Annotated in this window: 15 protein-coding genes and 1 pseudogene; all 16 read left to right on the top strand. The window is 32.9% G+C overall.

The window, feature by feature from the left end:
• Positions 1–383: 383 nt before the first annotated feature.
• The gene (flgB, locus tag V7056_RS04055; RefSeq protein WP_499699516.1) at positions 384–779 is read left to right on the top strand and encodes a flagellar basal body rod protein FlgB; all 396 of its coding nucleotides are present in this window, start codon (positions 384–386) and stop codon (positions 777–779) included.
• A gap of 3 nt (positions 780–782) precedes the next feature.
• Positions 783–1,241 carry a flagellar basal body rod protein FlgC gene (gene flgC, locus V7056_RS04050; protein ID WP_499699514.1) on the top strand — a complete coding sequence of 153 codons (459 nt, stop codon included), beginning with the start codon at positions 783–785 and terminating at the stop codon, positions 1,239–1,241.
• 15 nt (positions 1,242–1,256) lie between these two features.
• Positions 1,257–1,559 (top strand): flagellar hook-basal body complex protein FliE, encoded by a 303-nt coding sequence (fliE, locus tag V7056_RS04045; RefSeq protein WP_499699512.1) that lies wholly within the window; start codon positions 1,257–1,259, stop codon positions 1,557–1,559.
• A 79-nt stretch (positions 1,560–1,638) separates the two neighbouring features.
• Positions 1,639–3,234 (top strand): flagellar basal-body MS-ring/collar protein FliF, encoded by a 1,596-nt coding sequence (gene fliF / locus V7056_RS04040; RefSeq protein WP_499699510.1) that lies wholly within the window; start codon positions 1,639–1,641, stop codon positions 3,232–3,234.
• A 10-nt stretch (positions 3,235–3,244) separates the two neighbouring features.
• A pseudogene (gene fliG, locus V7056_RS04035) lies at positions 3,245–4,269 on the top strand (flagellar motor switch protein FliG).
• Positions 4,262–5,041 (top strand): flagellar assembly protein FliH, encoded by a 780-nt coding sequence (gene fliH / locus V7056_RS04030; RefSeq protein WP_499699508.1) that lies wholly within the window; start codon positions 4,262–4,264, stop codon positions 5,039–5,041. The pseudogene fliG and the gene fliH overlap by 8 nt, the downstream one beginning before the upstream one ends.
• A complete protein-coding gene (gene fliI, locus V7056_RS04025; protein ID WP_499699506.1) occupies positions 5,028–6,347 on the top strand; it encodes a flagellar protein export ATPase FliI in 1,320 nt (439 codons plus the stop codon). Before fliH ends, fliI begins: the two co-directional genes overlap by 14 nt.
• Entirely contained in the window at positions 6,347–6,787 is a 441-nt protein-coding gene (gene fliJ / locus V7056_RS04020; RefSeq protein ID WP_499699504.1) for a flagellar export protein FliJ, read from the top strand. Before fliI ends, fliJ begins: the two co-directional genes overlap by 1 nt.
• A 12-nt stretch (positions 6,788–6,799) precedes the next feature.
• Entirely contained in the window at positions 6,800–7,408 is a 609-nt protein-coding gene (locus tag V7056_RS04015; RefSeq protein ID WP_499699502.1) for a MotE family protein, read from the top strand.
• 30 nt (positions 7,409–7,438) lie between these two features.
• Positions 7,439–8,755 carry a flagellar hook-length control protein FliK gene (locus tag V7056_RS04010; protein ID WP_499699500.1) on the top strand — a complete coding sequence of 439 codons (1,317 nt, stop codon included), beginning with the start codon at positions 7,439–7,441 and terminating at the stop codon, positions 8,753–8,755.
• Between the two features lie 3 nt (positions 8,756–8,758).
• Positions 8,759–9,259, top strand: coding sequence for a flagellar hook assembly protein FlgD (gene flgD / locus V7056_RS04005; protein ID WP_499699499.1), 501 nt, complete (start codon positions 8,759–8,761; stop codon positions 9,257–9,259).
• Between the two features lie 47 nt (positions 9,260–9,306).
• Positions 9,307–10,566: a flagellar hook protein FlgE gene (locus V7056_RS04000; RefSeq protein ID WP_499699497.1), complete on the top strand. Its 1,260-nt coding sequence runs from the start codon at positions 9,307–9,309 to the stop codon at positions 10,564–10,566.
• Between the two features lie 45 nt (positions 10,567–10,611).
• Positions 10,612–10,821 (top strand): flagellar FlbD family protein, encoded by a 210-nt coding sequence (locus V7056_RS03995; RefSeq protein ID WP_499699495.1) that lies wholly within the window; start codon positions 10,612–10,614, stop codon positions 10,819–10,821.
• 4 nt (positions 10,822–10,825) lie between these two features.
• Positions 10,826–11,254 (top strand): flagellar basal body-associated protein FliL, encoded by a 429-nt coding sequence (fliL, locus tag V7056_RS03990; RefSeq protein ID WP_499699493.1) that lies wholly within the window; start codon positions 10,826–10,828, stop codon positions 11,252–11,254.
• A 31-nt stretch (positions 11,255–11,285) separates the two neighbouring features.
• Positions 11,286–12,281, top strand: coding sequence for a flagellar motor switch protein FliM (gene fliM, locus V7056_RS03985; RefSeq protein ID WP_499699491.1), 996 nt, complete (start codon positions 11,286–11,288; stop codon positions 12,279–12,281).
• A complete protein-coding gene (gene fliY, locus V7056_RS03980; protein ID WP_499699490.1) occupies positions 12,274–13,509 on the top strand; it encodes a flagellar motor switch phosphatase FliY in 1,236 nt (411 codons plus the stop codon). Before fliM ends, fliY begins: the two co-directional genes overlap by 8 nt.
• Positions 13,510–13,519: the final 10 nt, after the last annotated feature.

Raw genomic sequence — 13,519 nt, 5'->3', positions numbered from 1 at the left:
CCATAAATTTGTATAAAATTGAAGAATTTCCAGTGATATTTTTAGACAAAATATTTAAATTATTGTGAAACGTATACCAAATTCGGTCGTTTCTTGGTAATATATAGTATAATTATTAAAGTAATGTTTCAAATATGAAATAATTTGTCATATTTTATAGAAAATATTTCATACGAATTAACAATATGACTTCAATTCGCTTAATATTTTAGTCCAATATACCTATTTGTAATATGTGAAAATATACAGTTTCAATGCAAGTCTTACATAGTTATAATTTATTACGTAGTAGATTGGAACATATTGTCGAAATATTTATATATTAGATATAAAATGTTGATTTTTGTAAGATTAAGACGTTTTTGATAGACAGAGGAGGACATATGAAATTATTTTCTAATACAATCACTGCATTAGAAAGAGGACTTGATTATTCAGTACAAAAGCAAAAGGCTATTTCTCAAAATATAGCAAATGCAGATACGCCAAATTACAAAGCAAAAGATGTATCTTTTAAGTCCTTTCTCGAAAATGAAATGAATGCGAACTTTATGGCAAATAGAACGAATAGTAAACACTTTGATTTTAAATATGGACAAACATCATCTAATTCAATCATTGAAAAAAGTGATACTTCTTATTCACATAATGGAAATAATGTTGATTTAGATACTGAAATGGCTCAGTTAGCTGAAAATCAGATATATAACCAAGCTTTAGTTGATCGAATTAACGGACAGTTCAATACATTGAAGAGTGTCATAAGAGGAGGGAAATAGGTTTTGAGTATTTTTAATAGTATTAATACTTCAGCTTCTGCACTTACAATGCAAAGACTACGAATGGATGTAGTTTCATCCAATATGGCGAATTCAGAAACTACTAGATCAAAAATGGTAGATGGAGTTTGGCAACCATACAGAAGAAAAATGGTAGAAATCTCTTCTAGCAACGGAAGTGGTAGTTTTGCAAGTATTTTCAATGACACTGTACAATCAAACGCTAGTGCTGGGAGCGGTGTTAAAGTGACTAAAATATCAGAGGATCAGTCCCCTTTTAAATTAGTATATAATCCTGAGCACCCTGATGCCGATGAGAATGGATATGTACAAATGCCAAACGTAGATCCGTTAAAGGAAATGGTAGATTTAATGAGTGCAACAAGATCATATGAAGCGAATGTTACGGTTCTAAATGCATCTAAAGGGCTTTTAACAAAAGCCTTAGAAATTGGAAAGTAAAGGTAGGGACATTAGATGACACAAATCAATCAAATTCAATCGTTTAATTTACAGCCTCTAAAACCAACAAATGCTGTTAGTACATCAGGTGAAATACAATCTAAATTTGCAGGTTTTTTAAAAGATTCTATTAATGAAGTAAACGAGGCAGGCCTTGCTTCAAGTGATTTAACAAATAAATTAGTAAGAGGCGAAAACGTTGATTTACATAATGTCATGATCGCATCTGAAAAATCTAGTATTATGTTACAAACTACGATGGAAATTCGAAATAAAGTTATTGATGCATATCAAGAAATGATGAGAATGCAAATGTAATGGGAAAACCAATTTAAGTCAGCTAAATAAATATATATAAAATGTTTTTCATATTTTGAACAACATCTGGGGGATTGTAATGAACGAAAAGGTGAAGGGATGGATCGCTCGAATAAAGAATTTTTGGACGGAACGAACGTTAAAACAAAAATCATTCTTAATTGGGCTCCCAGTCCTATTAGTAGTTATATTAGCAGCAAGTACTTATTTTTTTACGAAAGAAAATTTAGTTCCTTTATATAGTAATCTTTCCCCTTCTGAAACAGGGCAAATAAAAGAGACGCTAGATTCAAAAGGGATCACTTCTGAAATTAAGGATAATGGTCAAACAATATATGTACCAGATACGGTAGTTGATGAGCTGAAGGTAGACCTTGCTTCAAAAGGTATTCCAGATTCAGGTACAATCGATTATGAGTTTTTTGGAAGTAATTCCAATTTTAGTATGACTGATAGTGAGTTTAATGTTGTAAAGCTAGAAGCTATGCAAAATGAACTTGCTAATTTAATGAAAGAAATAGATGGGATTAATAATGCGAAAGTAATGATAACCCTTCCAGAAAAGAGTTTGTGGATCACAGATGAGGCTGGAGAGGCATCCGCTTCAATCGTATTAGAAACGGAAGCTGGTTATAAGTTTAATCAAGAACAAAAAACTGCTCTTTATCATTTAGTTTCAAAAAGTGTTCCTAACTTACCTATTTCTAATATCGTCATAACCAACCAATATTTTGATAGTTTTGACATAAAAAATGAAGATGAAGAATCACAAATTGGTACAGATATTGCATCACAAGAAAATATTAAAAATAATGTAGAAAAAGATATTCAACTTCAAGTTCAACAATTGCTTGGTAAAATGATGGGTCCTGATAAAGTTGCTGTTAGTGTAATTGCTGATGTCGATTTTAGCCAAAAGAAAAGTAACCAGGAATTAGTAGAACCAGTTGATAAAGAAAATATCCAAGGAATTGCCGTAAGCTCAGAAAAAATAAAAGAAGCTTATGCTGGTTCGAAGCCAACTGATGGTGGAGTAGCTGGAACTGGTGATGAAGATATTGCTAGCTATCAAGGTTCAAATACTTCATCTAATGGAGATTATACAAAAGAAGAAGAAAGAATTAACTATGATGTCAATCGAATTAAAAATGAAATCGTTGATGCACCATATCGAATTAGAGATTTAAGTATTCAACTTGCTGTTGAACCACCTAATCCAAAAGATGTGAACTCACTACCACAGCAAACAATTGATGAAATCAAACAAATGCTTGGCACAATTGTAAAAACATCAATCGATAAAGGATACAACAAAGATGGAGTAGAGTTAACTCAAGACCAAGTAGCAGAAAAAGTTGCAGTCTCAGTTTCGCAATTTAAAGGAAATAATGCTGCCTTAACTACTACGAAGTCAACAATTCCATTATGGATGTATATCGCTGGTGGCGCTTTATTGTTAATTATTATCATTCTAGTATTCTTATTACTTCGTAAACGTCGACAAGAAGAAGAAATTACAGTTGAGGATTTAGGTGGACCAATTATTGATGTACCAGACATAAATAATGAAACTGAAACGGATGGAACTGTAAGAAGAAAGCAATTAGAAAAAATGGCAAAAGAAAAGCCAGAAGAATTTGCGAAACTATTAAGAAGCTGGATTTCAGAGGACTAGGAGGAGAACAATGGCAAAGAAAGATAAATCAACTGAGTTAAGTGGTAAACAAAAGGCTGCTATTCTTCTTATTTCTCTTGGTCCAGATGTATCTGCTCAAGTATACAAGCATTTATCTGAGGAAGAAATTGAGAGATTAACACTTGAGATTTCTGGTGTTCGTAAGGTAGAAGCGAAGGATAAAGAAGGTATTATAGAAGAATTTCACCAAATCGCATTAGCGCAAGAATATATCACGCAAGGTGGTATCGGCTATGCAAAAACAATTTTGGAAAAAGCATTAGGTGGAGATCAAGCTCAAACAATCATTAATAGATTGACATCTTCATTACACGTTAAACCATTTGATTTTGCTAGAAAAGCTGATCCATCACAAATATTAAACTTTATTCAAAATGAGCATCCTCAAACAATCGCTTTAATCTTATCTTATCTTATCTTGATTCAATTCAGGCAGGTCAAATCCTTTCTGAGTTACCACAAGATATGCAGGCGGATATTGCAAAAAGGATCGCATTAATGGATAGTACATCACCAGAAATCATTAATGAAGTAGAACAGCTCTTAGAAAGAAAACTATCAACAAGTGTGACGCAAGATTATACACAAACTGGTGGTATAGAAACTGTTGTTGATGTATTAAACGGTGTCGATCGAAGTACAGAAAGAACAATTTTAGAAGCACTTGAAGTTCAGGACCCTGAACTGGCAGAAGAAATTAAAAAGAGAATGTTTGTATTCGAAGATATTGTTACCCTTGATAATCGATCAATTCAACGCGTTATTCGAGATGTTGATAATGAAGACCTTATGCTATCACTTAAAGTTGCTAGTGAAGAAGTTAAAAACGTTATCTTCAAGAACATGTCAAACCGAATGGCAGAAACATTTATGGAAGAAATGGAGTATCTTGGACCGGTTCGTTTACGTGATGTAGAAGAAGCTCAAACTCGTATCGTATCAACTATTCGTCGATTAGAAGAATCAGGCATAATCGTAGTTGCTAGAGGCGGAGGAGAGGATATCATTGTCTAATCTAATAAAGAGACAGCAATTGCAAAATGAAACTACTCCAACAAAAACAATCGGTATCCAAAGAGTCTTTCATCAAACTGAAGAACTGTTAGAAAATGATAATGATAACGAGCAACTTCTCAATATTAAGGAAGAGCTTGAAACATATCAAAATAAATTGGAACTTGTTAAACAAGAAATTGAGATTCAAAAAAGAGATGCTCAATTAGAAATAGACCAAATGAAGCAACTTTGGTTTGAAGAAAAGAACAATTTGATTCATTTAGCAAAAGAAGAGGGTATTGCTCTTGGGAAAGAGGAAGGCCGACAAATTGCTATGTATGAATATGAGAGTTTATTAAATGAAGCGAAAGAAGTAGTAGAATCTTCTAAAGTTGATTATCTAAACAGAATAGAAGAAAGTGAAGATGCGATTTTAAAGCTTGGCTTAGCAGTTTCAGAACATATTTTATTACTTGAAATTGATCAAAATCAGGAGCATCTATTGCCAATCGTCAAGAAGGTTTTACATGAAATCAGAGAAGAGAAGGATATTCGATTAACAATTCATCCTTCTCAATATGATTTATTAGTGTCTCAACGGGTTGAATTAGAAAAAATATTACTAAATGAATCAAAGTTATTTATTTATCCGGATGAAACATTATCAATAGGTAGCTGCGTAATTGATTCTTCATTTGGAAGAATTGATGCAAGTGTGGATGTTCAATTAAGTGAAATTTCTAGGAAACTTTTAGAACTAAGTCAGGAGGAAGTAGATGCAACTAACTAGAGTGATCCAACAGCTTCCTTCAATAGACTCTTATAGAAGGTACGGTAAGGTGCTAAGAGTAATAGGATTGATGATTGAATCAAAAGGTCCGAAAGCCTCAATTGGCGACTTATGTTACATCTTTCTTGATAAAAATCAAAAGAAGAAAGTATTTGCAGAAGTTGTTGGATTCAATGATGAAAACGTCTTACTTATGCCTTATACAAATGTACATGATATTTCACCAGGTTGTATTGTTGAAACTACAGGACAGTCACTTCAAGTAAAAGTTGGTAATTCATTAATTGGACAAGTTGTTAATGCCTTAGGAGAACCGCTTGATGGTTCAAGTTTACCAAAAGGCTTAAGACCAGTAGCAACTGAAAACGATCCACCAAATCCGATGAAGAGACCACCAATTTCGGAACAAGTTGAGGTTGGTGTAAAAGTAATCGATAGTATGCTAAGTGTCGGAAGTGGTCAAAGAATCGGAATTTTCGCAGGTAGTGGTGTTGGTAAAAGTACGTTAATGGGGATGATTGCTAGAAACGCGACTGCAGATTTAAACGTCATTGCATTAATTGGAGAACGTGGTCGAGAGGTTCGAGAATTTATTGAAAGAGATCTAGGCCCTGAAGGTTTAGCAAAATCAATTGTCGTTGTAGCTACTTCTGATCAACCAGCATTAATGAGACTAAAAGGAGCTTTTACGGCAACAGCAATCGCTGAATATTTTCGAGATCGTGGCTTAAATGTCATGTTCATGATGGATAGTGTTACACGTGTTGCTATGGCTCAACGTGAAATCGGTTTAGCGACAGGAGAACCACCAACAACTAAAGGTTATACACCTTCTGTATTTGCGATATTACCTAAATTACTTGAAAGAACAGGTACAAGTGAGCATGGCACAATAAGCGCATTTTACACTGTACTAGTTGATGGAGATGATTTAAATGAACCGATTTCAGATACAGTCCGCGGTATTTTAGACGGTCATATTGTATTAGATCGTGAATTGGCAAATAAAGGTCAATTTCCAGCAATCAATGTTCTTAAAAGCGTAAGTAGGGTAATGTCAGCAGTCGTACCGAGAGAAAATTTGATACTAGCTGATAGAGTTCGAACGTTATTAGCAACGTATTTAAATTCAGAGGATTTAATCAACATCGGTGCCTATAAACGAGGAACAAGCGTAGAAATTGATGAAGCTATATTTTATTATCCAAAAATTGTTGAATTTTTTAAGCAATCTGTTCATGAAAATTATTCAGCAGAAGAGACCGTTCAACTTTTAAATTCAATTGTTAGTAAGGGTGATCAATAATGGCAATACCATTTCGATTTGAAAAAATATTAACAATTAAACAAAAAGAAAAAGAACAAGTTCAAATGAGCTATGAAGTTGCTGTTAAAACCTTTGAGAAAGAAGCGACTAAATTATATGAGCTTCTAAGAAAAAAAGAAATGCTTGATGAACATACAGAACAAGAATTAAATTTAGGCCTTTCAATCATTGGAATTAAACAACAACAACTTTTTAGAGACGCATTAGAGAGAGACATTTCAAAAGCTCAAATTGATGTAATGCGAACTAGAAATATTATGCTTACTAAACAAGAAGAATTACTCGATCAAAATGTAGAAGTGAAGAAATTTGAAAAGATGAAGGAAAAAGCTTTTAAACTTCAATATGCAAATTTACTTAATTTAGAGTCTAAACTCATGGATGACCTATCTCTTCAACAATTTGTAAATCGAAACTAATAGGTGATGAATATGCAGATTGAGACGAACGAAAAAGATTATAGCACTTTCCAATATTTTATCTTTGTCTTTTTAATTCCAATACTTTTTACTGTAACAATTGCAGTTATTATCTTATATGTCGCTGGTGTTAATGTACCGAAAGAGGCAAGGAAGATTGCTTCACATATTCCATTTATTGAATCATACGTGAAAAGTGAGTCTCCAATATCAGAAAATGAGCAAATGAAAGATAAGCTTACAAAGCTTACAGCAACAAATAAAAAAGTTGAAGAAGAATTAAAAACATTGAAAAGTAAATCAAAAGAAAAAGATCAACATATTAACAGTTTACGAATTGAAGCTGAAAAGTTGAGACAACAAATAAAGGATTTAGAAGAAAGAAATACAGCAACAATTGATTCAGAGGAAGAGAAAAAGGCTTTATCTAAAAAACTATTTACAACTTATGAGCAAATGTCTTCAAAACAAGCAGCTCAAATATTACAGTCAGTAACAGAAGATGAAGCATTTTATATTCTTTCAAACCTTAAAAACGAGGCAGTAACAGAAATTCTAGCTAACATGGATGTTAAAAAAGCTGCTAAGTTTACTTCCATGATGACAGCAAATTCAAGATAACAGACAGTAAAGTGGAGGGAGGTGAACAGTATGAATGGGATTGAAAAAAATCAATTATTCAATATCGTGCAACCATTGAAATCAAAATCTTCATATTTTCAGAAGAATAATAAATCTTTTGATAAAGTTATGAAGGACTCACAATCTCTTCAAACAGTTCAACCGAGTGAAAAAAATATTAAACTAGTGAAAAATATCGAAGAAAAGGCTGATATAAACAAACTAGAAAAGCTAATAGAAGATGCACTTGGAAAAATAGAAGAAAGTAGTGACGCTGATACAGATCAGTTGAATTGGATGGCTGATTTATTAACACTATTACAGTCATTGATTCAAAAACAACTTGAAACGTCTATACAGGATTCATCAAAAAGTAATGACTCCAGTAATACTGCTTTTAATTTATCAGATGGAATTTTATCAACAGACTCAAAAGGTTTCATGAATGCCATTTTAACTTCAGTGGACATTAAAAAATCAACAGAAATAAACCAATTAGATGATCTAAAAGGTATTTCAACGATTTTATCTAATATTCTTTCAAAGTTAATGGAAACGATTAAATCTGAAGCAAAACCAACTGATCAACTTCAAAATTCAACCAGTGAAATTTCTCAAAGTGATATAAAGAAATTGATACCGGTTTTAGACAAATTTTTAGAAGATAATGGTTTGAGTACTGATCAAATTAAGATTGTATCTGATAGTATCTTGAAAATGGTATCGACTTCACAATTAACTGATACAAAAGTTAATACTGAAAAACAAGGAATCTCTAATACTGAAGAAGTTGATATAGAACCTGTCTCAATGACAAAAATAAATACTTCCGAAACGGAAAATCAAAACTTTTCATCTTCAAATCAATCGTTTACTGGGGAAAATGTTAAACAGTTTGCTTTATTCATTAGTAAAACAACTAATAAGGCTGAGGCGAATCAATTTGTTAGAGACTTCCAAAATATCATTCAAAAAAGTAATTTTACGAATGAGATGGGTCAACAAAAAATATTTATAAAACTCTTTCCAGAACACTTGGGACGAATTTCTATTGAACTAGTTAAAAATGATCAAGGAATGACTGCAACAATTATTGCTTCATCTGGAAAAGCGAAAGAGTTATTACAATCAAATATGGATGGTTTAAAGCAAGCACTACAGATGAATAATCTACAAGTAGAAAAAATTGACCTTTATCAATCATTGCAAACTGATAATTCATCTTACTTAAATCGTGAACGCGAACAAAAGCAACAAAATCAACAACAAAAACAATCAAACCAATCTGAAAAAGAGGAAGAAGTTAGTTCTTCATTTTTAGATGAGTTCTTGAAAGTGAGCCTGTAGCCAATGAGTACAATTTTAGATGCGTTAAATGCTATTAATTCATCGGATGCGAAAACAAGTAAAAAGTCTGGCAGTGATCTAGGAAAAGATGATTTTCTTAAACTACTTATGGCGCAGATGAAAAACCAGGATCCATTAAATCCAATGCAAGATAAAGACTATATTGCGCAACTAGCAACATTTTCTTCACTAGAACAAATGACAAACATGAATACATCTTTGAACAGTTTTTTAACTAGTATGTCAACTAACTTACTTCAGTTCAGTGAATTAATAGGAAAAAAAGTATCCTATATAGTCGTTTCTGAGGATGGTAAGTCGACAACAATTGAAGAAGGTATCGTTAAATCAGTCGAAAGAAATAAAGATGGATACTTAGTTCAATTAACGAATGGTAAATCAACTTATACAGAATACATTTCAAAAATTAGTGAAATCACTGAATCAGAAACTAAACCAGAAACTAAACCAGAAACTAAACCAGAAACAGAAACTGCTAATTAAATAAACCATTTATAAATAGTCATTTACTTATTTAAGGAGGAAAATTAATGCTTCGTTCGATGTATTCAGGAATTGGTGGAATGAAAAACTTCCAAACTAAATTAGATGTAATTGGAAATAACATTGCTAACGTTAATACGTATGGCTTTAAAAAAGGACGAGTAACGTTTAAGGATATTGCGAGTCAAACAATGTCTGGTGCTAGTAGCGCACAAAACAATCGTGGTGGAACAAATGCAAAGCAAATTGGTTTAGGATCTGCTGTATCATCAATTGATACGATTATGACAAACTCAAGTCTTCAAACAACTGGTAGATTACTAGACGTAGGTATAGAGGGTGACGGATTCTTTGTAGTGAAGAATGGGAACCAGCAATTCTATACTCGTGCAGGAAACTTTGATATTGATAGTGTTGGAAATCTTATTAACTCTGATGGTTTGAAAGTACAAGGCTATGCAATGGATCCAGTAACAGGTAAGCCTAATACTAGTAAATTAATGAATTTAACAATTGATAAAAATGCTACAGTAGCGCCATCAGCTACAACTACAGTAAAATTTGACGGTAATTTATCTAGTAATGCAGCAGTTGGCGATAAAGTATCAATGGATCTTGCAGTTAGAGACTCATTAGGAAATGAGGTACCTTTAAATGTAGTCTATACAAAAACCGCTTCCAATACTTGGAGTGTTGCAGTTCAAAATGTAGTAACGGCACCAACAGTACCAACAACTTATGGTTCAGGAACTTTAAGCTTTAATCCCGATGGATCATTAATCGTTGATACAACACCACCTATTACGTATCCTTTTGGTGCTAATGTTACAATTCCATCAACTGTAGGTGCTGCGTCAATCGTATTAACTCCAGATAAATTAGTATTTGATAAATTAACCCAAACTGCCGAGGCTTCTAGCGCATCAGTTAAAGAAAAAGATGGATCTGCTGGTGGTACACTAACAAGCTTTACATTTGGTCAATCAGGTGAAATTACTGGTGTATTCTCTAATGGACAAGTTAAAGCACTTGGACAAATTGCTTTAGCAACTTTCTCAAACCCAGGTGGTTTATTAAAAACAGGTGGTAATACGTTCCAAGAAAGTAATAACTCAGGTATACCAAATGTTTCAACTCCTGGAAATTCTCGTGGAACACTTTCAGCGGGTGCTTTAGAAATGTCAAATGTAGATTTATCTGAAGAATTTACAGACATGATTGTAGCACAACGTGGATTCCAAGCGAACTCTAGAATCATTACGACTTCAGACCAAATCTTAGAAGAGCTTGTAAACTTAAAACGTTAAGGTAGGTGAAGGAGGATTATGTTAAAGCTTAATCCTCTACTATAAATGATAAGCTTAACAAAATTAAACGGAAATAAATTTACATTAAATGCAATTTATATCGAGGAAATACAATCATTTCCCGATACAACAATTACTTTAACGAATGGTCATAAATTTTTTGTAAAAGAACCAGAAGCTGAAGTAGTAAAATTAGTAACTGCATTTTATCAATCAATTAATTTATTAGGTACTGATAAAAAAATGGAGGCGTAGTCCATTGTTTAAAAATAAGTTAGTAAATATTATGATCGTGCTTCTGTTAGCGATTACGCTTATTGGAACAGTTACTGTCATTATTATTAATAAAGTAAATGTAAAACCTGCAAGTGGGGAACCAACAATTGATGAAATTATTGAAGCTTCAGTTGATGTTCCAGAAATCACAACGAACTTAAAAAATGGAGATTATATAAAAATCTCTTATAAAATTCAAACTTCAAGTGAAGATGCGAAAGCTGAACTTGAAAAGAGAGATTTTCAAGTGAAGAACTTAATCATCCAGCAACTGGCTCAAATGCAAAGTGAGCAATTGAAGGAAAAAGATAGTATTTCAAAGTTAGAAAATACGTTAAAAGAAAAATTAAACGGTATAATGCAGGATGGAAAAGTTGAAAAAGTATACACCACCTCATTCATCCTACAATAGTCGATCTTACATGTAAGAGGAGGTGAATTGCTTGTCAGGAGAAGTTTTATCACAAAATGAAATAGATGCGCTTCTTTCAGCTATTTCAACAGGTGAAATGGATGCCGAAGAACTAAAAAAGGAAGAAAGTGAACGAAAAGTAAAAGTGTATGATTTTAAACGTGCACTTCGTTTTTCGAAAGATCATATCCGTAGTTTAACAAGAATTCACGAAAATTTTGCCAGATTGTTAACAACTTATTTTTCAGCTCAATTAAGGACTTATGTACAAATAAGTGTTGCGTCAACTGACCAAATTCCATACGAGGAATTCATTCGCTCGATTCCTAAAATGACGATTTTAAATGTATTTGAAGTACCTCCTTTAGATGGAAGAATTATTTTTGAAATCAATCCGCATATTGCGTATGCAATGCTTGACCGAGTTCTAGGTGGTCAGGGCAATAGTATTAATAAAGTTGAGAACTTAACTGAAATCGAAACTAAAATCATGACTCAATTATTTGAAAGGGCTGTTGAAAATCTGCGTGATGCATGGAGTACGATCGCAGATATAGACACAGTATTAACCGATTTTGAAGTGAATCCTCAGTTTTTACAAACTGTTTCACCAAATGAAACGGTAGTTGTAATCTCATTTAATACTGTAATTGGTGATACGACCGGGATGATTAATATTTGTATTCCTCATGTAGTACTTGAACCGATGATTCCAAAGTTATCTGTAAGATATTGGATGCAACCAAATACTAAGCCAAAAAATGTTGAGGAATCAGAGTTTATTAATAAAAGAATTAATAAAACGAAATTGGAAATTACGGCAGAACTAGGCAAAACAACAATTTCCATTAATGACTTATTGAATATGGATATAGGTGATGTAATCGTATTGGATAAAGATACGAACGAAGCCTTAGATATAAAAATAGGTGATAGTTATAAATTTACTGCCCAACCTGGTGTCGTAGGTAAAAAAGTTGCAGTTCAAATATTAGATGAGTTGAAAGGGGGAGGAAGTGATGAGTGATAAAATCCTATCTCAAGAAGAAATAGAACTACTATTAAATGGTGGATCTTTAAATGAAGAGCCAGTCGAAATAAATAATCAAGATGATGTACCCCCTTTGGAGGATTTACTGTCGTCCATTGAAATGGATACATTAGGAGAAATAGGAAATATTTCATTTGGTAGTTCTGCTACTGCTCTATCAACATTATTAAATCAAAAAGTAGAAATTACGACTCCTAGTTTATCTGTTTTACATCGACAAAATTTAGAAAAAGAGTTTCAATCACCATACGTCGCTGTTCAAGTAGGATACACAGTTGGGTTTGCTGGCGCAAATTTATTCGTTATTGATACAAGAGACGCTGCAATCATTGCCAATTTAATGCTTGGTGGTGATGGAATTGTAGAAGATGTTGAATTAGATGAAATCCATTTAAGTGCAGTACAAGAAGCAATGAATCAAATGATGGGTTCAGCAGCTACATCAATGAGTACAATCTTTAAGAAAAAGGTAGATATCTCACCACCTACGATTGGATTGATTGATTTCCAAGTTGGTGAGGGAACAAATAAAGTTCCTCAGGATGAGTATTTAATTAAAGTTTCTTTTAGATTAAAAGTAGGGGAACTAATTGATTCCTCGATCATGCAGCTTTTACCATATGACTTTGGAAAAGAGTTAGTTGATGAATTGTTTAAGTTGAATTCACCAGTTGTTGAAACACCAGCGGCAGCGCCTATGGCAGCACAGCAGCAAGTGCAACAGCAACAACAAGTACCACAACAAGAGCAGCAAGTGCAACAAACATCGCATGCATATCAAGAGCCTATAAACAATGGGATGGCTCAACAAGTGTCATATACACCAATAAGTTCAAATTCTTTTGGAAATCAAATGATTGGGGCATCACACCCTGTAAGTAACCAATCTGTTCAACCAGCTGCTTTTTCACAATTACAACCTGTAACAATTACTGAAAATGAAGCTAGAAATTTAAATATGTTATTCGATATTCCATTGAATGTAACTGTTGAATTAGGAAGAACAAAACGTTCAGTTAAAGAAATTCTAGAATTAACTACTGGTTCAATTTTAGAATTGGACAAGCTTGCAGGCGAACCTGTTGAAATTCTAATTAATAGTAAGTTAATTGCAAAAGGTGAAGTAGTTGTAATTGATGAGAATTTTGGGGTACGTGTTACCGATATTGTAAGTAAAAGTGATCGATTAAATAATTTAAAATAATTTAAATATA

The sequence above is a fragment of the Bacillus sp. JJ664 genome (genome assembly GCF_036962205.1).
GTDB lineage: Bacteria > Bacillota > Bacilli > Bacillales > Bacillaceae_G > Gottfriedia.
Note: the sequence above shows the minus strand (reverse complement) of the source record. Positions and strands in the feature narration are given on the sequence as shown.

What these genes read in the sequence shown, in the direction of transcription:
- flgD (WP_499699499.1), top strand. Translation starts at nt 8,759, where the DNA reads ATGAGTACAATTTTAGATGCGTTAAATGCTATTAATTCATCGGATGCG.
- fliI (WP_499699506.1), top strand. Translation starts at nt 5,028, where the DNA reads ATGCAACTAACTAGAGTGATCCAACAGCTTCCTTCAATAGACTCTTAT.
- V7056_RS04010 (WP_499699500.1), top strand. Translation starts at nt 7,439, where the DNA reads ATGAATGGGATTGAAAAAAATCAATTATTCAATATCGTGCAACCATTG.
- flgB (WP_499699516.1), top strand. Translation starts at nt 384, where the DNA reads ATGAAATTATTTTCTAATACAATCACTGCATTAGAAAGAGGACTTGAT.
- V7056_RS04015 (WP_499699502.1), top strand. Translation starts at nt 6,800, where the DNA reads ATGCAGATTGAGACGAACGAAAAAGATTATAGCACTTTCCAATATTTT.
- fliE (WP_499699512.1), top strand. Translation starts at nt 1,257, where the DNA reads ATGACACAAATCAATCAAATTCAATCGTTTAATTTACAGCCTCTAAAA.
- fliJ (WP_499699504.1), top strand. Translation starts at nt 6,347, where the DNA reads ATGGCAATACCATTTCGATTTGAAAAAATATTAACAATTAAACAAAAA.
- fliY (WP_499699490.1), top strand. Translation starts at nt 12,274, where the DNA reads ATGAGTGATAAAATCCTATCTCAAGAAGAAATAGAACTACTATTAAAT.
- V7056_RS04000 (WP_499699497.1), top strand. Translation starts at nt 9,307, where the DNA reads ATGCTTCGTTCGATGTATTCAGGAATTGGTGGAATGAAAAACTTCCAA.
- V7056_RS03995 (WP_499699495.1), top strand. Translation starts at nt 10,612, where the DNA reads ATGATAAGCTTAACAAAATTAAACGGAAATAAATTTACATTAAATGCA.
- fliF (WP_499699510.1), top strand. Translation starts at nt 1,639, where the DNA reads ATGAACGAAAAGGTGAAGGGATGGATCGCTCGAATAAAGAATTTTTGG.